Raw genomic sequence first — 25104 nt, 5'->3', positions numbered from 1 at the left:
GCCGGGTGAAGAACCGCGCACCCTTCCTCGTCTACACCGTGCTCCGACTGCTGGCATTCCTCGTGCCGCTCGCGATCATGTGGTTCTTCTTCCCGATCTTCCGGGAGTACTGGTGGCTCGCCGCGATCTTCGCCGCCCTGATCGGGGTGAGCATCTCGATGCTCTTCCTGCGCGCACCTCTCACCGACGCATCGGCGCGCATCGTCGCACGACGCGACAGCCGTGGCTCCGCCGAACAGGCCGATGCGGATGCCGAGGACGCCGCGATCGACGGCGGCATCACCCGCCGCGAGGACTGACCCGCCTGTCCCCCGGGCGCGCGCACTCTTCCTCCGCGCACGCCACCGCGCGCACTCCCCCGCTGTGGGGATGCGGCCGAGTCAGCCGGCGAGCGCCCAGAACAGGGCGCCCGCGTACAGAAGGGCGGTCAGCGACGTCAGGGCGAGGGCGATGACCAGTTCCTTCGGCTGACGGTACGTCCAGACGATCAGGATCGCCGGCAGCCCCGCGAGCAGGGCGAGCAGTCCGATCCACGCGATCGGATACAGCAGCGCGATGACGACGAGGATGCCGAACGGCACCAGCACGAACAGCGTGAACAGCACCCGGGTGGCCGGCGCGCCGATCAGCACGGTGAGGGTTCTCTTGCCGACCAGGCGGTCCTGGTCGATATCGCGCAGGTTGTTGGCGAGCAGCACGGCGCAGGCGAACAGACCGGCGGCGACGGCGCCGAGCCAGGCCTGCTGCGGCAGCGCGAACACCTGCACCCAGGTGGTGCCGAGGGTCGCGACGAGCCCGAAGAAGATGAAGACGAAGACCTCGCCGAGAGCGTTGTACCCGTACGGGCGCTTGCCTCCCGTGTAGAACCAGGCGGCGATGATGCAGGCCGCGCCGATCGCCAGCATCCACCACTGCTCGGTGCGCACGACGATCGCGATGCCCACGGCGGCGGCGAGGGCGAAGAACACGAGTGCGATCACGAGCACGGTGCGCGGCGTCACGCGCCCCGATGCGGTGAGACGCGCCGGGCCCACACGCACGGCGTCGGTGCCGCGGATGCCGTCGCTGTAGTCGTTCGCGAAGTTCACGCCGATCTGCAGCAGCACGGCGACCGCCAGGCACGCCAGAGCGATCACCCAGTGGAACTCCGGTCCCGTGCTGCGCGCGGCGCCGGTGCCGATCACGACGGGGGCCACGGCGAGCGGCAGGGTGCGCAGACGCGCGGCGCCGACCCAGTCGCCGATCGTGACCGGGCCCGCCTCGATGACGGGTCGCCGGGCCGGGTCGCCACTCGCCCGCTTCGCGGGATTGCCGCTCACGCGGGCGGAGGTGTTCTTGCGCTTCGAGGATGCTGCCACGCTCGGAATCCTACTGGGGGCGGCGATGTGCGCCGGTGCGCCCGCCCCTCAGTCGCGGCGGAAGGTGAGGTGAGCGACACCGCTCTCGGCCACCTCGGTGTGCAGCGCATAGTCGTTCTCGATGCCGCGCAGTCCGTCCCAGATGCGCTCCCCGCTGCCGATCACGAGCGGGTTGACCGCGAGGTGCACCCGGTCGACCAGCCCCGCCTGCAGGAACTGCCGCACCACGTCCACCCCACCGCCGATGCGCACGTCGGCGTCGCCCGCCGCCTCCACGGCTCGCTGCAGGACCTCCGCGGGGGCCGCCTCGACGAAATGGAAGACCGTGCCGTTCGCGAACTCGATCGAGTCGCGTGACCGGTGCGTCAGCACGAACACCGGCACCTCGAACGGCGGAGCGTCGCCCCACCACCCCTGCCATTCGGGATCGTCGGGATGCTGGTGCAACCCGAACATCCCCGCGCCCATGATCTCCACGCCGATGCCCGCGAAATAGGCGTGCGCGTACTTCTCGTCGACGCCGGTCGTCCCCGCGCCCGAGTCATCGCCGAACACCCGCGCGCGGAAGGTGCGCGTCGCGGTGTAGGCCGCCACGAGTCGGCCCCAGTCATCGCCGAACGGGTTCTCCGGCGTCTGATCGGTGGTCGTCGCGAACCCGTCGAGAGAGACGTTGAGGTCGACGCGTACTGCCATGGTGCTGCTCGCTTTCTCTGACGATTCGGCGGACGGGGGTCAGGCGTTCGGGTTGCTGTCCTTGCCGTCGAGCCAGAGCGTGTCGGAGGCGTCGCCGTGCGCCCCGCCCTTGCCGACATGCTTGTCGCTGATCTTCGGACCCTTGAGGATCACGTGCACCATCGCCTGGGCATGACCGTGCCCCAGGCCATACTCCTCTTTGAGCCAGGTGAGGACGACCGTCGACTTCGTCGTGGCGTCGAAACCCTGCTCCTCGGCGAGCCGGATGAACTGTCGAGGAGTGAGACCGGTCTGGGTCTCGACCTTGTCGAGGTAGGCCTGGAAGGACATGGATGCTCCCGGATGTCGATGCGACGGAGATGTCGGTGCGGCGGAGAGGCCGCACGATCATGATGCCCCAGGCATCCGACATCGCGCACCCCCTGCGCGCAGCCACCCGCGCGCGTCGCGAATGTCGCGGTGACGGTCGAGGCCTCAGACGGCCGGCCCGACACGCCCGTTGCTCGCGTCCACGATCGCGGTGACCAGCTGCTCGAGTACGTCCTCGCTGCGCGGCACGATTCCCGCGGTGACGTAGTCGCGGCTCATCGCATCGCTCTGCGCGCGGATCGCCCCCGAGATCGACGCCGCCACCTGACGCGCGGCATCCGCATCGGCCGGCAGCCCGAGCCGAGGGGCGAAGACGGCTGCCGCCTCGCGCTCGGCCTCATCGCAGACCATGAGCCACGCGCTGCGCAGCGCCGGCTCGTCGAATCCCATCACGACGATGCGCATCGCCGCGATGTCGTCCGTCGAGAAGTCGGCGGGGCCCGGCACGCTCGCCGCCGTCAGGTAGTCCGCGAGTCCGATCTCGAGCGGCCAGGCGCGGAGCACCGTGGAGAAACGTCGGCCGAGCTGGGCGAGGATCGGCTCGACGCATGACTCCTTCGAGCGGAAGTACCGCCACAGCGTCCGCGTCGCGATCCCCGCGGCAGCGGCGATGTCCTCGCCGCGGGTCGCTGCGACGCCGTCACGCCAGAACAGCTCGGCGGCGATGCGCGACACCTGCAGTCTGGCGTCGGGGTTGCGACGCAGATCGATCGGCATCAGCATCTCTGTCACTCCGCGACGGTACCAGGCATCGCGATTCACGCGATGAGGTGGATCACGGTGACGGCCTCGTACAGCGCGCCGAGGATGAGCAGCACGATCACGAGCACGTAGAGCTTCAGCGTCGCCACGAGGCCGCCCACATATCCGGCCCTTCGCGTCTCGAAGCCGTGGCGCTGCGGCTGCAGAAACCTGCGTCCATGCACCCACGCGGCGAAACCGACGACGACGTAGGCCGCGCCCTCGATCGCGAGGGTCACCCAGTGGACCAGGAACGTCGGATCCTCGGCGCCGAAGGGAGTGAAGAGCACGCCCCAGGAGAGACCCCGAGCCAGCGTCGCCGCGACTCCCAGGAACGGGATCACGAGGGACGGAACCGTTGTCTGCAGCAGCGATGCGGACACGAGGTTGACGGCGAAGGTCACCACGGCAGCGATCGCGATGCTGCCACTGCGGTACGCGTCGCCGATCACCGTTCCGAGTCCGCCCGTGCCGGGCTCCGCCTGCAGCGCACCCAGGCCACCCGGTCGCAGCTCGGGGACCAGCGCGGTGGCGAGGATCCCGATGCCGAACATGCCGACGTACGCGAGATTCAGGACAAGGAAGGCGCGTCGGTGCTCTTGGATGATGGCGACGATGTCGCGGGCCAGGCGCCTCATCGCTCCCGTCGCTGCACGCACACCGGGGCGAGCGGTCGTGGGAGTCGTCGATCGATCGGAATTAGTCACATAGTGACTTTAGACACTATGTGACAGCATGGCAAGATGACGATCGTCGCCCAGGACGCCCGTCGGCTACGCGGAGACGTCAGGGGCGACCGCGATGATCGGCCGATGCTCGTAGTACGTCTGCAGCACGACCGTGGTGCGGGTGCTGACGTTCGCCGCGAGCCGGATGTCCCGGACCAGTTCCTCCAGTGCCCGCGGTGAGGCGACCCGCACGAACAGCATGTAGCTCGCGTCACCCGCGATGGAATGGCAGGCCTCGATCGCGACGAGGTGCTCGAGCAGCTCGGGGGCGTTGTCGGGCTGCGCCGGGTCGAGCGGAGTGATCTCGATGAAGGCCGACAGCGGGGTCCCGACCAGCTCGGGATCGAGGATGGCGCGATATCCGCTGATCACACCGCGGGTCTCCAGCCGCCGCAGTCGTGACTGCACGGCGGAGACCGAGAGTCCGACGGCATCCGACAGGTGGGCGAGCGTCGCCCGGCCGTCACGGGAGATCTCGGCGAGGATCGCGCGGTCGACAGAATCATCCATGTATGTAAGATTATCGTCAGGATTCCGTAATGACCGGAATCTTTCCGTCAAACTCTCCGATCGGAGGTCCCGATGTCCATCATTTCCGCCAACAGCTCCGCTGCACAGGCCATCGTCGGCGAACCCGAGGTCGTCGAAGACGCTCGGGTCGCCGAGCAGAGCGCCGCCTGGGCCCAGCTCAAGGACGCGGCCATCGCCCTCCGCGAGATGCAGATCAAGGACGGCTCGATCCCGGATGCCGCGCACCACGCCGCTGCCCGCGACCTGGTCGGCGCGATCACCGCGGGCATCCGCGCGCTGACCCCCGCCTTCCCGCATGACGCCGAGTACCTCGCCGCCTCCGTGGCCGACTTCGAGCGCTGGGTGGCGACGGACTTCGCCGTGCCGGACTTCCTCGACTCGCTGATGGCCTTCCAGCCGCAGCAGCATCGCATCGACGGCATCCGCCACCTCGTGGTCTTCCCGATGTACACGCAGAACGGATCGAGCGATCGCCTGGTCGAGGCGCTCATCGTCGAGACGATCTGGCCCGAGTTCATCGCCGCCCTCGAAGCGGGCGACTACGGCAACAAGCTGTTCGTCTCGCTGCGCCTGGTCGACTTCACGCCCGGCTACGACACGAACTCGGCCGTGCTGTTCCCCGAGACCGTCGCGATGCGCGAGATCCCGTCGTTCAGCTGGGGCGCGATCTTCCAGGATCGCGAGGCCGCACGCTACCGCCGCGTCACGCGGGCCGCCGCGGAGATCACCAAGCTCGATCTTCCCGAGCGCGCCGCGGCGATGCTCGACGACCAGGCGCTGACCGAGCGCGCGTTCGTGATGTGGGACATCATCCACGACCGCACGCACATGCGGGGCGATCTTCCGTTCGACCCGTTCATGATCAAGCAGCGGATGCCGTTCTTCCTGTATTCCCTCGAGGAGCTGCGCTGCGATCTGACTGCGTTCCGCGAGTCCGTGCGGATCGAGCGCACGCTCGACGCCCGTTCCGAGGCCGGCGAGGATCTCTCGCTCTCCGAGCAGGAGATGCGCGAGCACGCGGGGCTCGTGCAGTACGCGGTGATCTTCGACCGCATCTTCCGCTTCGCCATCACCGGCTCTCGCGTGCGCAACTACGACGGTCTCGGAGGCCAGCTGCTGTTCGCGTGGCTGCACCAGCGCGGGGTGCTGCACTGGACCGACACCGCTCTCGCGTTCGACTGGGCCGCCGTGCCCGACGCCGTGGTCGCACTGGGCGATGCGATCGACGAGCTCTACTGGCGCTCGATCGACCGCCCCAAGACGTCGCACTGGCTCSCCGCGTACGACCTCGTGCGCGGCGTCCTCACCCCGCACCCCGCCTCGCAGTGGGCGCGCGGCCTGCCCGACGAGATCCTCGCGGGAGCCCCGAAGGGGTTCACCGACGCGGTCCTGGACGACGAGTTCCCCCTGTCCATGTTCTTCGAAGCCCTCGACAAGAAGATGAAGCCGGTCATCGAGTCGACCGTCGGCATCCGGGGCAGCGACGCCTGACTCGAACAGCGCATTTCTGGGGTCCGGTCGTGTGGTGCGACCGGACGCAGTGTCTGCGGCCATTCCTCTCGGGGGTGGCCGCAGAACTGTTCCTTCCGGAGAATCCGTTCCTTCACGAGAGTTGAGCACATGAGCGTCACCGATCGCACGATCGTCCTCGCCGGAGCGACCAGCGCGTCCGGCCTCGCCCTCGCCCGCGCCCTCGCAAATGCCGGCGCCCGCGTCATCGCGACCGGCCGCTCGGCGGACCGACTCGCCCCGCTGCGGGAGGCCGGCGCGGAGGTCGAGACGTCGGACGCGACCTCGCTGGAGTCGATGACCGCCCTCTCGACGCGTCTCGGTGCGGTCGACGCGGTGATCCCTCTCGTGGGCGGCTGGCGCGGAGGCGGTGGTCTCGCCGGGCAGTCCGACGACGACTTCCGGGCCCTTCTTCCCGCTCTCGACGCGGTACGGGCCACCAGCCGGGCGTTCGACGCGGCGCTGCGGACATCGGATGCCGGTCGCTTCGCGATCGTGTCGTCGACCGCAGTGGGACGCCCGCTCGCGGGCGGTGCGAACTACGCCGCGGTGAAGGCCGCGAGCGAGGCCTGGGCACGCGCGGTGGCGCAGGGCTTCGCCAAGGCGGCCCGCGATGCCGGAGAGCCGCTTCGCGCGGCATCCCTGGTGTTCCGCGCGAAGGCGCTGGATCCCGACGCGCTCGTCCCGCGGGTGCTGTCTCTCTGGGACGCCGATGCCGTCGACCTCAACGACCAGATCCTCCCCCTCGACTGACCGCGCTCCCGGTCGCCGCTAGCGCCGGAATTCAGGCATCTCCGGCGGCGAACCCCGCACCGGGGCGGGAGCATCGGGAGGACTCTCGTCGCTCGCACCATCCTCGCCGCCGGGATCCTGCACCGGCGCATTCGCATAGAGCTTCGTGAGCGTGCGGTACGACCTCGTGAAGAACGCGAGAACCCCGACGACCACCATCACGAGGCCGGCGAACAGGCAGATCAGGGCGATCCCGCGCGCATCTCCCTCGCCGAGCAGCCACTCCCACCGGCGCTGGCCGTCGGCCGTCTTCATGTAGGGGATGATCAGGAACTCGGCGATCGGCGCGATCAGGAACGCGGTGATCGGGGCGGCGGCGGCCTCCATCGCGGCAGCGACCCCGAACACGCGTCCCTGTCGGTCGTAGCGCACCACCTTCTGGATGACGGTCTGCTCCGCGGCCTCGACCGGGGGCACGAGCGCCATGTACACCCACATGCCGATCACGTACAGCGGCCACCATTCCCGCAGCATGAACACCGACCCGAGCAGGCCCATCGCGATCACGACGAACAGCAGGGTGCGCATCGGCTTCGGCCCCAGGCCGAACTTCGCCACGAGTCCGCCGCCGATGATGAACCCGGTCGAGGCGAACGCGAGCGCGAACCCCCACGTCTGGGCGTCGAAGAGCGTCAGGCCGTACGGGTCCATCAGCGCCATGTAGACGCCGCCGATGAGGTTGTTGAACGTCGAGAAGATGATCAGCGCGAAGAGCCCGGGGGCGAGCCGGATCGCGGCGACGCTGCCGCGGAAATCCAGCGCGCTCTTCGCCTCGGGGTCGGGAGTGGGAGCCTGCTCGGGGATGCGGATGAACAGCAGGTGCACCACGGTCAGCACCATCGCGGCGATCGCGATCCCGAGCGTCCACCCCATGCCGAGGAAGCCGATGGACAGACCCGAGAACACGCTGGTGACCAGGAAGGCGAGCCCCTGCACCGTGCCGACGAGCCCGTTGGCGTTCGCGCGCCGCTCTTCGGGGACCAGCAGCGTCACCGTCGTCGAGAGCGCGATGTTGCGCAGCTGCTCGATGACCCCGCCGAAGAGGATGATCACCGAGAAGATCCAGAACCACGGGCCCCCGAGGTCGAGCAGCACCGCCTCGGACTGCCAGACGTAGAGCGCGCCGGCGACCAGGAACGCGAGAGCCGAGACGACGCTCGAGAGCACCATGACCGTGTGCTTGCGGTGGCGGTCGACGATGGTGCCGAAGATCATGGCGAAGAAGGCGATGAAGAGCATGTAGGCGCCGCCGATGATGCCGGTCGCCAGCACCGACTGCGTCTCGATGTAGACCCAGAACGTGAGCGCGAACCACAGGAAGCTCGTCGTCACGTTGGCGACCAGCGTGTTGACGAGGACGTTCGCGAAGGCCGTCTTCGCTGCGGTGCGAGCCATGATGCCGAGGGTAGGCCCGACCTCCGACATCCGGTAGTCCCTGCACGATCCGCGGAGCCGGAATGCCCCCGTAGGCTTGGGGGGTGACTATTCAGCATGACCCCGCGGTCCGCGGCTTCGCCAGCGACAACTACTCCGGCGTCCACCCCGAGGTCCTCGCGGCCATCGCGGCGGCGAACGGCGGCCATCAGGTGGCATACGGCGAGGACGCCTACACCGCGCGCCTGCAGGAGGTCTTCCGGACGCACTTCGGCGAGGGCGTCCAGGCCTTCCCCGTGTTCAACGGCACGGGGGCGAACGTCACCGGACTGCAGTCGATGCTGCCGCGATGGGGTGCCGTGATCGCCGCGGCCAGCGCGCACATCAACGTCGACGAGGGCGGGGCACCCGAGAAGATCGGCGGGTTCAAGATCCTCGCGGTGCCCACCGACGACGGCAAGCTCACGCCCGAGATCGTCGACCGGGAGGCGTGGGGATGGGGCGACGAGCACCGCGCGCAGCCGCTCGTCGTCTCGATCACGCAGTCGACCGAGCTCGGCACCGTCTACTCGGTCGACGAGATCCGCGCGCTCGCCGACCACGCGCACGAGCGGGGGATGCGGCTGCACCTCGACGGCGCCCGCATCTCCAACGCCGCGGCCGCCCTCGATCTGCCGCTGCGCGCGTTCACCCGCGACGCCGGCGTCGACGTGCTCAGCTTCGGAGGCACGAAGAACGGCGCGATGCTCGGCGAGGCCATCGTGGTGCTGAACCCGGAGGCATCGGACGGGCTGCAGTACTCGCGCAAGTTCAACATGCAGCTGTCGTCGAAGATGCGCTTCGTCTCGGCCCAGCTCATCGCGCTTCTCGAGGGCGACCTGTGGCTGCGCAACGCCCGGCATGCGAACGCGATGGCGCAGCGACTGCGCGGCGCGATCGAGGCGGGCATCGCCGACGGCACGATCGACGGGGTCTCGTTCACCCAGCCGACCCACGCGAACGGCGTGTTCGCACAGCTCCCCGACGGCGTCGCCGATCTGCTGCGCGAGAAGTTCCGCTTCTACGACTGGGATGCCGCACGCAACGAGGTCCGCTGGATGTGCGGCTTCGACACCGAGGAGTCCGACGTCGACGAGTTCGTCGCCGAGCTCGCGCGCCTCACCGCCCGCTGAGCCTCGGCGCGACGGCCTTCGTCAGCGCAGCAGCCCTCGTCAGCGCAGCAGCCTTCGTCAGCGCAGCAGCCCGAGGTTGGCCAGAGCCTGACGGATCAGGGTCCCCCGACCGCCCTCCATCTCAGCGGCGACGGCATCGGAGCCCGCGGCCTCCGGTGAGAACCAGGTGACCTCGAGAGCGTCCTGGCGGGGTTCGCAGGTGCCCGTCACCGGAACGACGAACGCCAGCGAGACGGCGTGCTGCCGGTCGTCGTGATACGCGCTCACCCCCGGCATGGGGAAGTACTCCGCGACCGTGAACGGCAGCGGCTGCGGGGGGAGCAGCGGGAAGGCCATGGGCCCGAGATCGTTCTCGACGTGGCGGAAGAGCGCATCGCGGATCGTCTCGCCGAACCGCACGCGCCCCGACACGATCGTGCGCGTCATCTCGCCCATCGGGGTCGAGCGCAGCAGGATCCCGATCTCCGTGACCTGCCCCGACCCGTCGGTGCGCACCGGGATCGCCTCGACGTAGATCATGGGCAGGTGGCGTCGCGCCTCCGCCAGCTCGAACTCGCTCAGCCACCCGGGGTTCGTGTCGCGCGCCGGCGGCTTCGCGTCTCCGAAGTCGTCCATCCCGTCGTCGGGTTCGGGTTCGGGGTCAGGTGTGCGGACAGCCATGTGTCCTTTCTACCAGCAGCGCCCTCGGGGCGACACGGACTTCATCCGGCGGATCGGCATACGGTCCACCTCACGGCCGAGCGGGTGTCCGGACCCCCTGGCAGGATGGGGTCGTGAGCGAAGCACTGACGATCGACGACACCCTCACGCGCTGGTCCGTGCCCGACCGGGCGGGGATGCCGCTGCTGGTGCTGCTGCACGGCTACGGCGCCGACGAGAACGACCTGTTCGGCCTCGCGCCTTATCTGCCCGAGGGCATCGCCCTGGCATCCGTCGCCGCCCCGCTCGCTCCCCCGTGGCCGATGCCCGGACGCTCCTGGTACGCCATCGAGGGTCTCGACGGCCGTAGCCCGGAATCCGTCACCGCCGCTGCGGAGGCGTTCCTGCGCTGGCTCGAGAAGACCGCGGCTGATGCCTCCAGCGTCGCCCTGCTCGGGTTCTCGCAGGGAGCCGCCGTGGCGTTGCAGGCCATGCGCCTCGACCCCGACCGCGTCGACACGGTCGTGGCGCTCAGCGGCTACGTCGCCTCGGGAGACCTGCCGCACGACGAGGCACTGACCCGGCGCAAGCCCCACGTCTTCTGGGGCCGCGGCACCAACGACCAGGTGATCCCCGAGGCGCGTGTCGCCCACACGGCGCAGTGGCTCCCCGCACACTCCGAGCTGTCGGGCCGCGTGTACACCGGCCTCACGCACAGCATCGCCGAAGACGAGCTGCGCGACGTCCACGCCTTCCTTTCGAAGTGGCTGGAGCGGGCCGCTCAGGAGTGACCGCGGAGCGACCCCGGAGCGATCCGAGCGAGACCCGGGACTCCTCGGAGCGATATCCCCGACTCCGACACGCCCGGGGTTGCGCTGCCGCGACACGCCCGGGTATCGTCGTGGAGTCCTGTCCGCCGTGTCTGGAAGTCCTTTGATCTGATCCGTCGCCTTCGCGCTCATTCTTCCGCGCGCTGACCCGACGATCGCCGACTCCACGGCAGACCACGCCCACCGTCTTCGCGACGGCATCCCGCTCCGGCGGGACCCTGCGGGCGCCCGGTGTCAGTGCACCCTCGCACTCGACAGGAGACACCATGTCATTCTCCGCTCTTCATTCGTCGGTCACCCTCGACCGGCTCTCTTTCACCTGGCCCGACGGCACGGTCGCTCTCGACGCCGTCTCCGGATCCTTCGGCGCAGGGCGCACCGGCCTCGTCGGCCGCAACGGCGCAGGGAAGTCCACCCTGCTGCGCCTGATCGCCGGCGAGCTGAGCCCGACCTCCGGGTCGCTCACGACGTCGGGCGACGTCGCCTATCTCCCGCAGCAGCTCACGCTGGACACCGGCCGCAGGGTCGCCGAGCTCCTCGGCGTCGCCGACGCGCTCGATGCGGTGCGCGCGATCGGTTCCGGTGACGTCGACCCGTCGCACTTCGACACGGTGGCCGACGACTGGGACATCGAAGCGCGCGCCGAGGTGTCGCTCGCCGAGGCCGGCCTCTCGCCCGACTTCCTCGACCGCACGGTCGGAGAGCTCTCGGGCGGCGAGGCCGTGCTGGTCGCGATCGCCGGCATCCGACTGCGGCGTGCGCCGATCACACTGCTCGACGAGCCCACCAACAACCTCGACCGTGAGGCCAGATCGAGGCTCGCGGCCATGATCGCCTCATGGAAGGGCACACTGATCGTGGTGAGCCACGACCTGTCGCTGCTCGAGCTCATGGACGACACCGCCGAGCTCTACGGCCGCGCGCTGAGCGTGTTCGGCGGTCCGTACTCCCAGTGGCGCGCCTGGTTGGATGCCGAACAGGAGGCCGCGCGACAGGCCGAGGTCACGGCCAAGCAGGAGTTCCGCAAGGAGAAGCGCCAGCGCATCGAGGCGGAGGTGAAGCTCGCGCACCGCGCCCGCACCGCGAAGAGGGCCGAGATCGAGAAACGCGTGCCGAAGATCGTCGCCCACGGACGCAGGATGTCCGCCGAGGTCTCGGCGGGGAGACTGCGCACCGAGGTCGGCGCGAAGGAGGATGCCGCCCGCGCGGCACTCGACGAGGCGGGGCGGCGGCTGCGCGCGGACGCATCGATGAAGATCGAGCTTCCCGACCCCGATGTCTCGGGCAGTCGACGGATCGCCGCGCTCGGCGACGGGGAGCGGTCGTGGATCATCCAGGGCCCCGACCGCGTCGCGGTGGTGGGGCGAAACGGCGCCGGCAAGACGACGCTGCTCGAGCGGCTGGTAGCGGATGCCGGTGGCGTTGGTGGCGATGTTGGTGGCGGTGTTGGTGTTCGGAATTCAGCACAGATGCCGCCGATCCGTCCGACTCACGGCGCGGCGGATGCTCTCGACGATTCCCTGCTGAATGCGGAACGACCGGCGTTGACGGCGACCGCGCTCACCGACCGCGTCGGCTATCTGCCGCAGCGGGTCGACGGGCTCGACGAGGGCCGGTCGGTGTTCGCGAACATCGCGGGCGCCGCTCCGCAGGTGCCCGAGAAGGAGCTGCGCAACCGGCTTGCGAGGTTCCTGATCCGAGGGGCGACCGCCGAGAGACCGGTCGCCGCGCTGTCCGGCGGCGAGCGCTTCCGCGTGGCGTTGGCATCGCTGCTGCTCGCCGATCCCCCGCCGCACCTCGTGGTCCTCGACGAACCGACGAACAACCTCGACATCGACACCGTCGATCAACTGGTCGACGCCCTGCGCGCGTATCGCGGCGCCGTGCTCGTCGTGAGCCACGACGACGCGTTCCTGCGCCGTCTCGGGCTCGATCTCACTCTCGAGATCCTGCCGGACGGCTCACTCGCCGAGCGGTGACCTCATGCGCGCCGACTCCGCATCGCCCTGGTATGGGCGATCGCGGGGTCGGCCGCGCGCAGCGCATAGTCGTCGGATTCGCGCGGCACCAGGGCCACACGGCCCTCGGCGTCGTGATCGATCCCCCAGCCGTAGCGTTTGCCGAGCGGTGAGGAGCGCAGACACGGCTGCCCCGTCGAGAAGAACGCGTCGCGCGCCGCGGTGTCGTCGAGAGCGATGCCACGACGCAGTGCGTGCGTCGCGAAGAGGACGTCATCGGAGGTTCGACCGTAGGGCTCTTCGGCGATCAGCCGGTAGTGCAGCGCGGCGATCGTCGGCGTATCGCCCACGGGCGGCTCTTCGGCATGATCGACCGGGCAGTCCTCGGCGACCTCGATGAAGGTGCTCAGGTAGTTCGTGGTGTGCGACGCCATGCATACAGGATGCGCCAGGCCACGGACAATGGCGAGCCCGATGTCGGTGGCCGGGGTGATGATGGAGGGATGAGCGACGTGCTCGACCGTTTCACCCCCGCCACGCAGGACTGGTTCCGGGGGGCGTTCCCCGCACCCACTCCCGCGCAGGCGGGCGCGTGGACGGCCATCTCGGCGCGCAAGCACGCGCTCGTGGTCGCTCCGACCGGGTCGGGCAAGACCCTCTCGGCGTTCCTGTGGGCGATCGACAGCGTGTTCCGCGAACGCGGCGCGGGCGCGCCGTCGGCGGTCACGACTTCGAAGGCCGCGTCCTCGAAGGACGGCACGTCGCGCACGCGCATCCTCTACATCTCGCCGTTGAAGGCGCTGGGCGTCGACGTCGAGCGCAACCTGCGCTCGCCCCTCATCGGGATCGGGCAGTCGGCTCGTCGACTGGGTCTCGCCGCCCCCGCGGTCACGGTCGGCGTGCGCTCGGGCGACACGACCTCGAGCGATCGGCGCAAGCTGGTCTCCGACCCTCCCGACATCCTCATCACGACTCCCGAGTCGCTCTACCTGATGCTCACGAGCCGGGCGGGCGAGACGCTGCGCGACGTGCACACCGTGATCATCGACGAGGTGCACGCGGTCGCCGCGACGAAGCGCGGCGCCCACCTCGCCGTCAGCCTCGAGCGCCTCGACGCGCTCCGCCGCTCGCACGGCCACGACGAGCCGGCGCAGCGCATCGGCCTGTCGGCGACGGTGCGCCCGATCGACGAGGTCGCGCGCTTCCTCGGCGGGGCCGCCCCCGTCGAGATCGTCGCGCCACCGGCGTCGAAGACGTTCGAGCTGGGCGTCGTCGTCCCGATGGACGACATGACCAACCCCCCTCCTCCCCCCGGTGCGCCGAAGGATGCCGGAGACGGCGCCGACGCGGAGTACACGGAGGTCACGGGCTCGGTGTGGCCGCACGTCGAGGAGGCGATCGTCGACCGCATCCTCGAGAACAAGTCGACCATCGTCTTCTCCAACTCCCGACGGCTGGCCGAGCGCCTCACCGGTCGGCTGAACGAGATCTACTCGGAGCGCATCGGCGTCGCTCTGCCCGACGCGACCGTGCCCGCCGCGATGATGGCGCAGGCGGGTGCCACAGCGGGCGCCGACCCCGTGCTGGCCAAGGCGCACCACGGTTCGGTGTCGAAGGAGCAGCGGGCGCAGGTCGAGGAGGAGCTGAAGTCCGGCGTGCTCCGCTGCGTGGTCGCGACGAGCAGCCTCGAGCTCGGCATCGACATGGGCGCGGTCGATCTGGTGATCCAGGTCGAGGCTCCGCCGTCGGCGGCCTCGGGACTGCAGCGCGTCGGACGCGCGGGCCACCAGGTCGGCGAGATCAGCCGTGCGGCGCTCTTCCCCAAGCACCGCGGCGACGTGCTGCACACGGCGATCGTCACCGAGCGCATGCTGGCCGGCAAGATCGAGGCGATCCAGGTGCCCCGCAATCCGCTCGACATCCTCGCGCAGCAGACCGTGGCGGCCTGCGCGCTCGGCGAGATCAGCGTCGAGGAGTGGTTCGAGACCGTTCGCCGCTCGGCGCCGTTCCAGTCGCTGCCCCGCTCGGCCTACGAGGCGACGCTCGACCTGCTCGCCGGGCGTTTCCCCTCCGACGAGTTCGCCGAGCTGCGACCGCGCCTCGTCTGGGATCGCGACGCGGGCACCCTGACCGGTCGCCCCGGCGCGCAGCGCATCGCCGTGACGAGCGGCGGCACGATCCCCGACCGCGGACTGTTCGGCGTGTTCGTCGCGGGCGAATCGACGGGCGCCCGCGTGGGCGAGCTCGATGAGGAGATGGTCTACGAGTCGCGCGTCGGCGACGTGTTCACCCTGGGCACGACGAGCTGGCGGATCGCCGAGATCACCCACGACCGGGTCAACGTGATCCCCGCCTACGGGCAGCCGGGCAAGGTGCCCTTCTGGCACGGCGACGGCATCGGCCGGCCGTTCGAGCTGGGCGAGGCACTGGGCCGGTTCTCACGGGAGGTCTCTGCGGCGACGCCCGAGAAGGCCTCCCAGCGACTCATCGACGCCGGCCTCGACGAGCAGGCCAGGATGAACCTGATGGCCCATCTCACCGAGCAGCGGGAGGCGACGGGCACGCTGCCCACCGACCGCACGCTCACGGTCGAGCGCGGTCGCGACGAGGTCGGCGACTGGCGGGTCATCCTCCATTCCCCGTACGGCATGAAGGTGCACGCGCCGTGGGCTCTCGCGATCAACGCGCGCATCCGCGAGCGGCTCGGCGTCGAGGGGTCGGCCGTGGCGAGCGACGACGGCATCATCGTGCGCATCCCGGATGCCGAGGCGGAGCCCCCAGGAGCCGAGCTCTTCGTGTTCGACCCCGACGAGCTCGAACAGCTGGTCACCCAGGAGGTCGGCGGATCCGCGCTGTTCGCGTCGAGATTCCGCGAGTGCGCCGCCCGGGCCCTGCTGATGCCGCGCATGAACCCGAACAAGCGCACACCGCTGTGGCAGCAGCGTCAGCGCTCCGCGCAGCTGCTGGAGGTCGCCAGGCGCCACCCGACGTTCCCGGTGATCCTCGAGACGCTGCGCGAGGTGCTGCAGGACGTCTACGACCTGCCGTCGCTGCGCCGGCTCGCGGTGTCGATCGCCGATCGGCGCATCCGACTGGTCGAGACGCAGCCCGCGCAGCCGTCGCCCTATGCCCGTGATCTGCTGTTCGGCTACGTCGGCGCGTTCATGTACGAGGGCGATTCGCCGCTCGCCGAGCGCCGGGCGGCCGCCCTCTCGGTCGACCCGGCCCTGCTGGGCGAGCTGCTCGGCACGGTCGAGCTCCGCGAGCTGCTCGACCCCGAGGTGATCGCCCAGTTCGAGCGTGAGGCGCAGCGCCTCGATCCCGACCGTCGGGCGCGCGGACTCGAGGGCGTGGCCGATCTGCTGCGCATGCTCGGCCCGATGGATGCGGCAGAGATCGACGCGCGCCTCGACCCCGAGACCGGATCGGCGGCGGAGCATCTCGACGCACTCGTCTCGGCACGACGGGCGATCCCGGTCACCGTCGCCGGCACCACGAGAATCGCCGCGATCGAAGACGCCGGGCGGTTGCGCGACGCACTCGGCGCGGCACTGCCGACGGGGATACCCGTCGCCTTCCTCGAGCCGCTCGCCGATCCGCTCGGCGACCTCGTCGCCCGCTACGCACGCACCCACGGCCCGTTCACGACGACCGCGATCGCGACCAGGTTCGGTCTGGGCGCGGCTGTCGCGCGGCACACGCTGCAGCGCCTCGAGCACGCAGGCAGGCTCACGAGCGGCTTCTTCCTGCCCGACCCTTCGGCGGGCTCGGGGAGCGGTTCGGGGGACGAGACAGAATGGTGCGACAGCGAGGTGCTGCGCCGCCTGCGGATGCGCTCGCTCGCCGCCATCCGCGGCAGCGTCGAACCGGTGTCGCCGGAGGCGTTCGCGCGGTTCCTCCCCGACTGGCAGCACCTCGGCCGCCCTCTCGAGGGGGTCGACGGGGTGCTCGCCGTGATCGAGCAGTTCGCGGGGGTGCCGATCCCGGCGAGCGCCTGGGAGTCGCTCGTGCTGCCCTCCCGGGTGCGCGACTACTCCCCTGCTCTGCTCGACGAGCTCACCGCGGCGGGCGAGGTCATCTGGTCAGGACACGGCACGCTTCCCGGTCGCGACGGGTGGGTGTCGCTGCATCCTGCAGATCTGGCGCCCTTCACGCTGCCCGAGCCCGATGACGAGCTCGCCGCCGATTCCCTCGAGGCGCGGGTGCTCGACGCTCTCGGCGCCGGCGGCGCCTACTTCGCGGGCCAGCTCAGAGACATGGTCGCCGCCGACAACGAGCAGTCGGTGCTCGAGGCGCTGTGGAACCTGACGTGGTCCGGCCGGGTCACCAACGACACCTTCGCCCCGATCCGCTCGCTGCTGGCCGGCGGCTCGCAGGCCCACCGCGTCACTCGGCGCGCGCCGCGCACCCGCACCTACCGGGGGATGTCGCTGACGCGCACCACGACGCCCCGCCCCAGCTCCGTCGGCGGGCGGTGGTCGCTGCTGCCCGCGGTCGAGACGGATGCGGCGCGGAGGGCGACCGTGACCGCCGGGCTGCTGCTGGACCGTTACGGCGTCGTCACCCGCGGTGCCGTGCAGGCCGAGGGCGTGCCCGGGGGATTCGCTCAGACCTATCGCGTGCTCGCCGGGTTCGAGGAGGCGGGGCACTGCCGTCGCGGGTACGTGATCGAGAAGCTGGGTGCCGCGCAGTTCGCCGCCTCGGCGACCGTCGACCGTCTGCGCACCTTCGCCGGTCTCGCCGACCCGCCTCCGCGCGCCGCGGTGACCCTGGCGGCCACCGACCCGGCGAACCCCTACGGCGCCGCGCTCGGGTGGCCCAAGCGCGATGAGGTGTCGCATCGGCCGGGGCGCAAGGCCGGCGGCCTGGTCGTGCTCGTCGACGGCTCGCTCGTGCTCTATCTGGAACGGGGCGGGCGCACCGTGCTGTGCTTCACCGACGACACCGACGTGCTGCGGGCAGCGGCCGCGGATCTGTCCGCGACCGCCAGGGCGCGCCGCCTCGACACGCTCACGGTCGAGAAGGTCAACGGTGACGGCGTCTACGGCACCGAGCTCGCGGTGGCCCTCCAGGAGGCGGGTTTCGTGGCGACTCCCCGCGGCTACACACTGCGCAAGGCGATCTGACGGCCGCCGTGTCGAGTGCTCCTAGGCTGGGTCCATGATCCGCGAATTCGCCGAGGGCGTCCGCCTGCTCCTGCGCGGCTTCGGCACGTGGCGTCGCCGACCCGGCCTCATGGCGCTCGGCCTCGTGCCCGGCGTGATCGCCGCGATCGTGCTGCTGGCGGGGCTCGTGCCGCTCGCCCTCTCGCTCCCTGTCGTCTCCGACGCCCTGACCCCTTTCGCCGACGGCTGGGCCCCGGAGTGGCGCACGGTGCTGCGCCTCGCGGTCGGCGTCGTCGTCTTCGCGGCGGCGCTCGCGCTCGCGAGCGCCGTGTTCAGCGCTCTCGCCCTGGCGATCGGCGACCCGTTCTATCAGCGCATCTGGCACGCGGTCGAGATCGACCTCGGTGATCCGCCGCCCGCCGACGGCGGCGGTTTCTGGACGGCGGTCGGCGAGGGCATCCGCCTCGTCCTGCTCGGCATCCTGATCGCGATCCTGGTGCTGCTGCTCGGGCTCGTCCCGCTGCTCGGCGGGTTCCTGGGTCCGGTCTCCGGAGTCGTGCTGTCGGGGCGCATGCTCGCACGCGAGCTCACCGGTCGCGCCTTCGACGCGCGCGACCTCAGCCCGGCCGACCGTGCTTCCCTGTTCCGCGGAAGCAGAGCGCGGGTCCTCGGGTTCGGCGTCGCGACGCAGCTGTGCTTCCTGATCCCCGGCGGTGCCGTCGCCGTCATGCCCGCCGCGGTCGCCGGAGCCACGACGCTCGCGCGCACGATGCTGCAGCGCACTCCGCTCCCCACGGTCACCGGCTGATGCCCGAGGGCGATACCGTCTTCCGCGCCGCCAGACGCCTCGAGGAGGCCCTGGTCGGTGGCGAGGTGACGCGCTTCGATCTGCGCGTCCCCCGCTTCGCGACCGCTGATCTGACCGGCCAGCCCATCGTCTCCTCCGTGGCGCGCGGCAAGCATCTGCTGCTGCGCATCGGTGACAGCACGCTGCATTCCCATCTGCGCATGGACGGCGCCTGGCTCGTGTACAGCGCGGGCGAGAGATGGCGGCACCCCGCCTTCAAGGTGCGCGCCATCGTCGGGACGGCGCAGCAGGAGGCCGTCGGCATCGACCTCGCGGAGATCGAGCTGGTGCCCACGCGCGACGAGGAGGAGCTGGTCGGACACCTCGGCCCCGATCCGCTCGGCCCGGACTGGGATGCCGCGGAGGCCGTTCGACGGGTCGCCGCCGACACCCGCAGCATCCACGTGGCCCTGCTCGACCAGCGCAACGTCGCGGGCTTCGGCAACGAGTATGCGGCAGAACTCCTGTTCCTGCGCGGAATCCTGCCCACCACCCCGGCACCGGAGGTCGATGTCGCCGCCCTGATCGAGCTCGGCGTGCGGACGATCCGCGTGAACCGGGATCGACGGCACCGGACGTTCACAGGTGTCGACCGACCCGGTCAGGGCACCTGGGTCTACGGGCGGTCCGGACGCGCCTGTCGGCGCTGCGGAACACTCATCAGACGCGGTGAACAGGGTGCCGATCCCACTCGTGAGCGCATCACCTTCTGGTGTCCCCACTGCCAGAGATGACCCGCATCCATTCTCGGGAATGAACCGGGCCCACCCGTGGTTATTTATATATCCGGAGAACTCCGGAACACGGGGAGGAATCGTGGGAAAGAACTACGTCGACATCGAGAACGACCAGGGAGCCACGCTGCGCTATCGCAAGCACGCGAACGGTCGAGGTCTCGTCGCACACGGCGCGAAGGTCCATCCGAAGGCGCACATCGAGGCGGGCGCGTACATCGAGCCCGGCGCACGCATCGGCGCCGGTGCCACCGTCGCCCGTGGTGCCTGGATCGAACCGGATGCCGTGATCGGCGAGGGTGCGCACGTCGACGCGCACGCACACATCGGCCAGGGCGCCGCCGTCGGAGACGGCGCGCACATCGGCGTCCGCACCGAGGTCGGGGCGGGTGCGCGGATCGTACGCGGCGCGCGCATCGGCGACGACGAGACGGTCGCGGCGGGTCTCACCGTGGCGACCGACCCGAAGGGCCTGTGGCTCGCGGCCTGAGCCCGGCCCGCCGCCCGCCCATCGGGCGGGTACCCTGAATCACATGGCGACTCAGGGACGACGACCGGCGGGACGCGCCGGGAAGGGTTTTCCGGTGCGCCGCAACAGAGCGGCACCAGCCCAGCGGTTCCCGCCGCCCAAGCCCCCGAAGAAGACCGCGAAGGTCGTGTTCGACGAGCCGGCCGACACTCCCGAGGAGCCGCGTACGTTCCGTCTCGGCATGGTCCCCGGCGCGACGCCCGGCAAGTGGATCGACGCCTGGAAGCAGCGGATGCCGCATGTGCCGCTCGAGCTGGTGACGATCGAGGTCGCCGATCAGCGCTCGGCTCTCGATGACGTCGATGCGGCTCTCGTCCGCCTGCCGCTGGCCGGCGACGAGCTGCACGTGATCGCCCTCTATGACGAGACCCCCGTCGTGATCGCCTCCCGCGAATCGCACCTGCTCGCCGCCGACGAGCTCACCATCGCCGACCTCGCCGGTGAGATCGTGATGGTCCCGTCCGACGATCCGCTCGGGCCCCTGGATATCCCCGGGGCGCTGGCGCCCCGTTTCGCCCCGATGCCGGTGGCCGACGCCGTGGCGACCGCCGCCGCCGGAACCGGCATCCTGATCGTGCCGCTCTCGCTGGCGCGACTGCACAAGCGCAAGGACGCCGACCACCGCCCGCTGACCGACGGGCCTCTCTCGACGGTAGCGCTCGCCTGGCGACGCGAGCACACCACCGCCGATGTCGACACGTTCGTCGGGATCGTGCGCGGACGCACCTCCAACTCCTCGCGCTGAGACCCGGCCCGCCCCGTGCACGGTCGGCTCGCGACGTCGAGCCCTCCGCCTCGTCGTTAGACTCTCGTGGTGGCCTCGCTTCTCTACGTCTGTGTGCGCCCCGAGCTCGGGGCGGCCGACGCCGAGCACGCCTCGTTCCGTCGGGCGCTCGACGTCGACGTCGTCGACCGGCTCGACCTGCTCACCGAGCGTCTCGATCCCGCGCGCCTCGCCCGGTACAGCGGCGTCGTGGTGGGCGGCTCGCCCTTCAACGTGAGCGACACCGAGAAGTCCGACGTGCAGCTGCGGGTCGAGGCCGATCTCGCGCAGATCGCCCGCCGGGCCATCGATCGGGAGATCGCCGCGTTCTTCACCTGCTTCAGCATCGGGGTCGTCACCCGGATGCTCGGCGGCGAGGTCACCTCGGACACTCCCGAGTCGGCCAGCGCCGCAGTGATCTCGACGACAGACGAAGGCGCCGCCGACCCGGTGTTCGGCCCGAGCGCTCCCTCGCTGACGGTGTTCACCGCACACAAGGAGAGCGCGGTGCGCCTGCCCGACGGCGCCGTGCTCCTCGCGACGAACGACACCTGCCCGGTGCAGGCCTACCGGGTCGGCTCTCATCTCTACGCGGCGCAGTTCCACCCCGAACCCACGCCGCGGGACTTCGCCGACCGCATGACGTTCTATCGCACCACGGGCTACTTCGCTCCCGAGGAATTCGACATCGTGCAGAGGCAGGTGCTGTCTGCCTCGGTGACGGAGGGCGCGGCCCTGCTCCGCCGCTTCGCGGAGACCTTCGGCTGAGCATCAGCCCTGCAGCAGAGCGATCCGCTCATGCAGATATGCCTCCAACGGCATCCACCCGCCGGCGGTGCTCCACCGCACCGAGGCCACCCCGTCGATCGTCGAGAGCGGACCGGATGAGCCCCCGGCATCCACCGCGTCCACGTCGATCACCGTCCAGCCGACATGCGCGACGGCTCCTTCATCGAATCCGCCCCTCAGCGCCAGTGCCCGCCGTTCCGCACGATCCCGTGCCGACTCTGCGGTGTATCCGCGGCGTCCGGGGTCGGCCGCACGCAGCACCTCCGCCGTCGCGAGGGCGTGGGTGTCGGTGACCAGCAGCACTCCGAGGTGCCAGGCGTCGCCGACCCTGACGATGCGCCGGCCGCGCCAGCGGGAGTCGCGCTCCTCGCCCAGCCCCTCCTTCGGCGCTCCGACGAGCGCGTCCCGCGCCTGCGAGAGGAGCTGCGACGCCGACGCCCGTGACTCGTGCATCCCTCCAGGGTAGGGGCGCGATTCGCCCGGTGGTCGCATCCACGGCAGAATCGATGCACACCCCTCGAGGAGCCCCCATGTCTCAGCCCGACACCGCCCGCCTGCTCATCGCCTGCGACGACCAGCCAGGCATCGTCGCCGCCGTCGCCGGCGTGCTCTCGACCCACGGCGCCAACATCATCTCGCTCGACCAGCACTCGACCGATTCCGAGGGCGGTCGGTTCTTCCAGCGCACGGTCATCCATCTCCCGGGCCTGTCGGCGGCGCGCCCCGCGCTCGAGGCCGACATCGCTCAGGTCGCCGAGCGTTTCGGCATGGAGTGGTCCCTGCACGACACCGCCCGACGCAAGCGCGTCGCGATCTTCGTCTCGAAGTACGACCACTGCCTGCTCGAGCTGCTGTGGCGCACGCAGCGCGGCCAGCTCGACATCGACATCACGATGGTCGTGTCGAATCACCCGGACCTGGCCGAGTCGGTGCGCTCGTTCGGCGTGCCCTTCGTGCACATCCCCTCGGGCGACAAGGAGTCGATGGAGCAGCGCCAGCTCGACCTGCTGCGCGGCAACGTCGACCTGGTGGTGCTCGCGCGGTACATGCAGATCCTCACCGACGACTTCATCACGGGCCTCGGCGCTCCCGTGATCAACATCCACCACTCGTTCCTGCCCGCGTTCATCGGCGCGAACCCGTACGCCAGGGCCAAGGACCGCGGCGTCAAGCTGATCGGTGCGACGGCGCACTACGCCACGGCAGACCTCGACGAGGGCCCCATCATCGAGCAGGACGTGACCCGCGTGACTCACGCCGAGTCGGCTGCGCAGCTGCAGAGCCGCGGTGCGGACGTCGAGCGTCAGGTCCTCGCCCGCGCGGTGCAGTGGCATGCGGAGGACCGCGTGATCGTGCACGGCCGCTCCACCGTCATCCTCTGAGTCAGAGCCCTGAGTCTGAATCTGACCGGCCGGTCAGGCGCAGCCTCGTCGGAGGACCTGCGGTTCACGTCCTCGGCGGCACTCCGGCGACGAGCTCCGCGAAGGCCTCGGCGGCGGTCGGATAGTCCGCGAGCGGGGCACCCTGTCCCATCCACAGCGACTGCAGCTCGCCCAGCCCCTGCTCTCCCGCTGCGGTGCGGAACCGCCCGGTGAGCCAGTTCTGCATCGGGAACGGAGCGATCGTCCCGCTCGCCTCGATGGCACGGACGACGCGGTTCCGGGCGCCCCTGGCGAGACGGCCGCTCATGGCACGGGTGAGCACGGTCTCCTCCGCGGAGGTGGAGCGGATGGCCTCCCGATGCGCGTCGTTCACCGCCGATTCCGCGGTGGTGAGGAACGCCGTCCCCACCTGCACCGCGGACGCGCCGAGGGCGAACGCCGCGGCCACACCTCGCCGGTCGGAGATGCCGCCCGCGGCGATCACTGGCACGTCCACGGCATCGACCACCTGGGGCACCAGCGCCAGCACGCCGACGAGCGAGTCCTCGGCCCGGCGCAGGAACGACACGCGATGGCCGCCCGCCTCGAGTCCGGTCGCGACGACGGCGTCGACTCCGGCACCGACGAGCGCGACGGCCTCGGCGACGGTCGTCGCCGCTCCCACGACGCGGATGCCGCGGCGGTGCGCCTCGGCGACCACGTCGTGCGACGGCACTCCGAACACCACGCTGAGCACGGCGGGCGCGGCCTCCCAGATCGCGTCGAGCTGCTCCTCGAGAGCGGGCAGGTAGGCCTGCGGCCGCACAGGCACCTCGAGTCCGACGGCCTCGTAGAAGGGCTCGAGCGCCTGCGCGAAGACGGTGTGCTGCGGGCCGGGTGCGACCTCGTCGCCGGTGGGCAGCCAGACGTTCAGCGCGAACGGCCGAGATGTCGCCGCGCGCAGGTCGTCGACGGTCGAGCGGATGCGGTCCGCACCGTAGCCGTAGAGGCCGAAGCCGCCGAGACCGCCGGCCTCGCTCACCGCCGCGGTCAGCGCCACCGACGAGAGTCCGCCGAACGGACCGAGGAGGATCGGATGCTCGATGCCGAGCAGCTCACGAAGATCAGCCATGCCTCGAGGGTATCCCCGCGGTGCTACGCTCGCCTTCAGGAGGCGCGCATGAGCGAGTGGTTCGGGCAGATGCTCGGCGTCGTCGCGGCCACCCTCGGGATCGTCGCCGTGCCGGATGCGGCCGCCCTCGGTCTCGCCATCGCCCTCGTCGCCCTCGCGACGCTGACGATCGTCGTCGCGCTGAGCCTGGCGCCGCCGTCCGCGAGCAGCGCACCGCATCCGCTCAGGGCGATCGACGTGTCCGCGCTGCTCGCCCAGAGCGATCCTGATGCCGCCGGTCATCCGCGCCCCCGTGCGCCGGGAGTCGCCGCCGCCGTGTAGTCCGCCCTCGTGCGGGACTGCGCGGCCGTCGCCGACCCTCCCGCCACACGAACGGACACCTGCATGGACATCTTCGCCTTCCCTCCACTGACCCTCCTCCTCGACGCCGCATACGGCGCCCTCGCCGGACTCTCCTCCGCCGTCGAGCCCGTTGCCGGAGCATCCGCCGCCGCCCTGGCCGTGGTGCTCGTCACCCTCCTCGTGCGCGCCCTGCTGATTCCCGTGGGGTTCTCCCAGGCCAGAGCCGAGCAGACGAGGGCGCGCCTCGCGCCCCGACTGCGCGAGCTCCAGCGCCGCCACAAGAAGAACCCGGAACGCCTGCAGAAGGAGATGCTCGAGCTGTACCGCTCCGAGAACACGTCGCCCTTCGCGGGCATGCTGCCGGTGCTCGCGCAGGCGCCCGTCGTTGGCATCCTGTACACCCTGTTCCTCCGCCCCGAGATCGCCGGGCACCCGAACGACCTGCTCACGCACGACCTGTTCGGCGCGCCGTTGGGCACCAGTCTCGTCTCGGCGGTCTTCAGCGGCAGCGCGTCACCGAGCACTCTGCTGGTCTTCGGAGCCCTGATCGTCGTGATGATCGGTGTGGCCGAGATCTCGCGCCGTGTCTTCCGCCCCACCCCGATGGAGGGCGATTCGCCGCTGAACTCCCCGACGATGATGCGCGTCACCGGGGCGCTGCACTATCTGACCGCCGTGTTCGCGGCGTTCGTGCCCCTCGCGGCCGCGCTGTACCTCACGGTCACCGTCATCTGGACCCTCGTGCAGCGGGTGCTGCTGCGACGCCGATACCCGCTGCCCATGCCGGCATCGGTCGTCGCCTGATGCG

At 70.5% G+C, this 25104-nt stretch carries 26 protein-coding genes; 15 read left to right on the top strand and 11 right to left on the bottom strand.

Features of this window, described 5'->3' with window-relative positions; translation table 11 throughout:
* The first annotated feature begins 5 nt into the window (after positions 1-5).
* Complete coding sequence (locus tag ASD43_RS14260) at positions 6-299, top strand: DUF4229 domain-containing protein (protein WP_056419827.1); 294 nt, start codon at positions 6-8, stop codon at positions 297-299.
* A gap of 81 nt (positions 300-380) precedes the next feature.
* Here ASD43_RS14260 and ASD43_RS14255 read toward each other — a convergent pair whose 3' ends face one another.
* The 6 genes from ASD43_RS14255 to ASD43_RS14230 form a co-directional block, all read right to left on the bottom strand.
* Positions 381-1358, bottom strand: a complete 978-nt coding sequence (locus ASD43_RS14255; RefSeq protein ID WP_056419825.1) for a 1,4-dihydroxy-2-naphthoate polyprenyltransferase — start codon at positions 1356-1358, stop codon at positions 381-383.
* 48 nt (positions 1359-1406) lie between these two features.
* Positions 1407-2051 (bottom strand): dihydrofolate reductase family protein, encoded by a 645-nt coding sequence (locus ASD43_RS14250; RefSeq protein WP_056419822.1) that lies wholly within the window; start codon positions 2049-2051, stop codon positions 1407-1409.
* 39 nt (positions 2052-2090) lie between these two features.
* A complete protein-coding gene (locus ASD43_RS14245; RefSeq protein ID WP_056419820.1) occupies positions 2091-2381 on the bottom strand; it encodes a DUF4287 domain-containing protein in 291 nt (96 codons plus the stop codon).
* Positions 2382-2525: 144 nt separating this feature from the next.
* Positions 2526-3143 carry a TetR/AcrR family transcriptional regulator gene (locus ASD43_RS14240; RefSeq protein WP_235564197.1) on the bottom strand — a complete coding sequence of 206 codons (618 nt, stop codon included), beginning with the start codon at positions 3141-3143 and terminating at the stop codon, positions 2526-2528.
* A gap of 35 nt (positions 3144-3178) precedes the next feature.
* Positions 3179-3868, bottom strand: coding sequence for a hypothetical protein (locus tag ASD43_RS14235; RefSeq protein WP_149422457.1), 690 nt, complete (start codon positions 3866-3868; stop codon positions 3179-3181).
* A 66-nt stretch (positions 3869-3934) separates the two neighbouring features.
* Positions 3935-4399 carry an Lrp/AsnC family transcriptional regulator gene (locus ASD43_RS14230; protein ID WP_056419812.1) on the bottom strand — a complete coding sequence of 155 codons (465 nt, stop codon included), beginning with the start codon at positions 4397-4399 and terminating at the stop codon, positions 3935-3937.
* A 72-nt stretch (positions 4400-4471) separates the two neighbouring features.
* Here ASD43_RS14230 and ASD43_RS14225 point away from each other — a divergent pair, with 72 nt between their 5' ends.
* Together ASD43_RS14225 and ASD43_RS14220 are read left to right on the top strand one after the other, a co-directional pair.
* A complete protein-coding gene (locus ASD43_RS14225; protein WP_056419808.1) occupies positions 4472-5911 on the top strand; it encodes a DUF6421 family protein in 1440 nt (479 codons plus the stop codon).
* Positions 5912-6040: 129 nt separating this feature from the next.
* Positions 6041-6682 carry an SDR family NAD(P)-dependent oxidoreductase gene (locus tag ASD43_RS14220; RefSeq protein WP_056419806.1) on the top strand — a complete coding sequence of 214 codons (642 nt, stop codon included), beginning with the start codon at positions 6041-6043 and terminating at the stop codon, positions 6680-6682.
* Between the two features lie 18 nt (positions 6683-6700).
* Here ASD43_RS14220 and ASD43_RS14215 read toward each other — a convergent pair whose 3' ends face one another.
* Positions 6701-8116, bottom strand: a complete 1416-nt coding sequence (locus ASD43_RS14215) for an MFS transporter (RefSeq protein ID WP_082539490.1) — start codon at positions 8114-8116, stop codon at positions 6701-6703.
* 83 nt (positions 8117-8199) lie between these two features.
* Here ASD43_RS14215 and ASD43_RS14210 point away from each other — a divergent pair, with 83 nt between their 5' ends.
* Positions 8200-9267: a threonine aldolase family protein gene (locus tag ASD43_RS14210; RefSeq protein ID WP_056419805.1), complete on the top strand. Its 1068-nt coding sequence runs from the start codon at positions 8200-8202 to the stop codon at positions 9265-9267.
* Between the two features lie 57 nt (positions 9268-9324).
* Here the strand turns inward: ASD43_RS14210 and ASD43_RS14205 are convergent, their stop codons facing one another.
* Positions 9325-9927, bottom strand: coding sequence for a DUF4916 domain-containing protein (locus tag ASD43_RS14205; RefSeq protein ID WP_045253901.1), 603 nt, complete (start codon positions 9925-9927; stop codon positions 9325-9327).
* A gap of 113 nt (positions 9928-10040) precedes the next feature.
* Between ASD43_RS14205 and ASD43_RS14200 the strand changes: the two genes are divergently transcribed.
* Positions 10041-10697 carry an alpha/beta hydrolase gene (locus tag ASD43_RS14200; protein WP_235564185.1) on the top strand — a complete coding sequence of 219 codons (657 nt, stop codon included), beginning with the start codon at positions 10041-10043 and terminating at the stop codon, positions 10695-10697.
* A 305-nt stretch (positions 10698-11002) separates the two neighbouring features.
* On the top strand, positions 11003-12715 hold the full coding sequence (locus ASD43_RS14195) for an ABC-F family ATP-binding cassette domain-containing protein (RefSeq protein ID WP_056419801.1): 1713 nt from the start codon (positions 11003-11005) through the stop codon (positions 12713-12715).
* Positions 12716-12717: 2 nt separating this feature from the next.
* Here ASD43_RS14195 and ASD43_RS14190 read toward each other — a convergent pair whose 3' ends face one another.
* On the bottom strand, positions 12718-13128 hold the full coding sequence (locus ASD43_RS14190; RefSeq protein ID WP_056419790.1) for a DUF6157 family protein: 411 nt from the start codon (positions 13126-13128) through the stop codon (positions 12718-12720).
* A 69-nt stretch (positions 13129-13197) separates the two neighbouring features.
* On the opposite strand from ASD43_RS14190, the gene ASD43_RS14185 reads away from it, so the two are divergent.
* From ASD43_RS14185 to ASD43_RS14160, 6 genes are all read left to right on the top strand, one after another.
* Positions 13198-17820 (top strand): ATP-dependent helicase, encoded by a 4623-nt coding sequence (locus tag ASD43_RS14185; protein ID WP_056419785.1) that lies wholly within the window; start codon positions 13198-13200, stop codon positions 17818-17820.
* A gap of 34 nt (positions 17821-17854) precedes the next feature.
* On the top strand, positions 17855-18607 hold the full coding sequence (locus ASD43_RS14180) for an EI24 domain-containing protein (protein WP_056419782.1): 753 nt from the start codon (positions 17855-17857) through the stop codon (positions 18605-18607).
* On the top strand, positions 18607-19380 hold the full coding sequence (locus tag ASD43_RS14175; RefSeq protein WP_056419780.1) for a DNA-formamidopyrimidine glycosylase family protein: 774 nt from the start codon (positions 18607-18609) through the stop codon (positions 19378-19380). Before ASD43_RS14180 ends, ASD43_RS14175 begins: the two co-directional genes overlap by 1 nt.
* An 82-nt stretch (positions 19381-19462) precedes the next feature.
* A complete protein-coding gene (locus ASD43_RS14170) occupies positions 19463-19870 on the top strand; it encodes a DapH/DapD/GlmU-related protein (RefSeq protein ID WP_045253907.1) in 408 nt (135 codons plus the stop codon).
* A gap of 94 nt (positions 19871-19964) precedes the next feature.
* Positions 19965-20654, top strand: coding sequence for a LysR substrate-binding domain-containing protein (locus ASD43_RS14165; RefSeq protein WP_082539477.1), 690 nt, complete (start codon positions 19965-19967; stop codon positions 20652-20654).
* A 69-nt stretch (positions 20655-20723) separates the two neighbouring features.
* Entirely contained in the window at positions 20724-21440 is a 717-nt protein-coding gene (locus tag ASD43_RS14160) for a glutamine amidotransferase-related protein (protein WP_056419769.1), read from the top strand.
* Between the two features lie 3 nt (positions 21441-21443).
* Here ASD43_RS14160 and ASD43_RS14155 read toward each other — a convergent pair whose 3' ends face one another.
* Positions 21444-21914, bottom strand: a complete 471-nt coding sequence (locus ASD43_RS14155; RefSeq protein WP_056419766.1) for a hypothetical protein — start codon at positions 21912-21914, stop codon at positions 21444-21446.
* Positions 21915-21991: 77 nt separating this feature from the next.
* Between ASD43_RS14155 and purU the strand changes: the two genes are divergently transcribed.
* Complete coding sequence (purU, locus tag ASD43_RS14150; protein ID WP_056419764.1) at positions 21992-22843, top strand: formyltetrahydrofolate deformylase; 852 nt, start codon at positions 21992-21994, stop codon at positions 22841-22843.
* A gap of 64 nt (positions 22844-22907) precedes the next feature.
* On the opposite strand, the gene ASD43_RS14145 is transcribed toward purU, so the two are convergent.
* Positions 22908-23954, bottom strand: coding sequence for an NAD(P)H-dependent flavin oxidoreductase (locus ASD43_RS14145; RefSeq protein ID WP_056419762.1), 1047 nt, complete (start codon positions 23952-23954; stop codon positions 22908-22910).
* A 48-nt stretch (positions 23955-24002) separates the two neighbouring features.
* Between ASD43_RS14145 and ASD43_RS14140 the strand changes: the two genes are divergently transcribed.
* Entirely contained in the window at positions 24003-24275 is a 273-nt protein-coding gene (locus ASD43_RS14140) for a DUF6412 domain-containing protein (protein WP_056419759.1), read from the top strand.
* A gap of 63 nt (positions 24276-24338) precedes the next feature.
* Positions 24339-25100 (top strand): YidC/Oxa1 family membrane protein insertase, encoded by a 762-nt coding sequence (locus ASD43_RS14135; RefSeq protein ID WP_056419755.1) that lies wholly within the window; start codon positions 24339-24341, stop codon positions 25098-25100.
* The last annotated feature ends 4 nt before the right edge of the window (positions 25101-25104 follow it).

The organism is Microbacterium sp. Root553 (assembly GCF_001426995.1).
In the GTDB taxonomy this organism is placed as follows: domain Bacteria; phylum Actinomycetota; class Actinomycetes; order Actinomycetales; family Microbacteriaceae; genus Microbacterium.
Note: the sequence above shows the minus strand (reverse complement) of the source record. Positions and strands in the feature narration are given on the sequence as shown.

Coding starts and splice junctions, on each gene's coding strand:
- ASD43_RS14240 (WP_235564197.1), bottom strand. CDS start 3,143: ATGCTGATGCCGATCGATCTGCGTCGCAACCCCGACGCCAGACTGCAG.
- ASD43_RS14145 (WP_056419762.1), bottom strand. CDS start 23,954: ATGGCTGATCTTCGTGAGCTGCTCGGCATCGAGCATCCGATCCTCCTC.
- ASD43_RS14185 (WP_056419785.1), top strand. CDS start 13,198: ATGAGCGACGTGCTCGACCGTTTCACCCCCGCCACGCAGGACTGGTTC.
- purU (WP_056419764.1), top strand. CDS start 21,992: ATGTCTCAGCCCGACACCGCCCGCCTGCTCATCGCCTGCGACGACCAG.
- ASD43_RS14230 (WP_056419812.1), bottom strand. CDS start 4,399: ATGGATGATTCTGTCGACCGCGCGATCCTCGCCGAGATCTCCCGTGAC.
- ASD43_RS14155 (WP_056419766.1), bottom strand. CDS start 21,914: ATGCACGAGTCACGGGCGTCGGCGTCGCAGCTCCTCTCGCAGGCGCGG.
- ASD43_RS14135 (WP_056419755.1), top strand. CDS start 24,339: ATGGACATCTTCGCCTTCCCTCCACTGACCCTCCTCCTCGACGCCGCA.
- ASD43_RS14190 (WP_056419790.1), bottom strand. CDS start 13,128: ATGGCGTCGCACACCACGAACTACCTGAGCACCTTCATCGAGGTCGCC.
- ASD43_RS14245 (WP_056419820.1), bottom strand. CDS start 2,381: ATGTCCTTCCAGGCCTACCTCGACAAGGTCGAGACCCAGACCGGTCTC.
- ASD43_RS14195 (WP_056419801.1), top strand. CDS start 11,003: ATGTCATTCTCCGCTCTTCATTCGTCGGTCACCCTCGACCGGCTCTCT.
- ASD43_RS14250 (WP_056419822.1), bottom strand. CDS start 2,051: ATGGCAGTACGCGTCGACCTCAACGTCTCTCTCGACGGGTTCGCGACG.
- ASD43_RS14140 (WP_056419759.1), top strand. CDS start 24,003: ATGAGCGAGTGGTTCGGGCAGATGCTCGGCGTCGTCGCGGCCACCCTC.
- ASD43_RS14175 (WP_056419780.1), top strand. CDS start 18,607: ATGCCCGAGGGCGATACCGTCTTCCGCGCCGCCAGACGCCTCGAGGAG.
- ASD43_RS14215 (WP_082539490.1), bottom strand. CDS start 8,116: ATGGCTCGCACCGCAGCGAAGACGGCCTTCGCGAACGTCCTCGTCAAC.
- ASD43_RS14220 (WP_056419806.1), top strand. CDS start 6,041: ATGAGCGTCACCGATCGCACGATCGTCCTCGCCGGAGCGACCAGCGCG.
- ASD43_RS14180 (WP_056419782.1), top strand. CDS start 17,855: ATGATCCGCGAATTCGCCGAGGGCGTCCGCCTGCTCCTGCGCGGCTTC.
- ASD43_RS14205 (WP_045253901.1), bottom strand. CDS start 9,927: ATGGCTGTCCGCACACCTGACCCCGAACCCGAACCCGACGACGGGATG.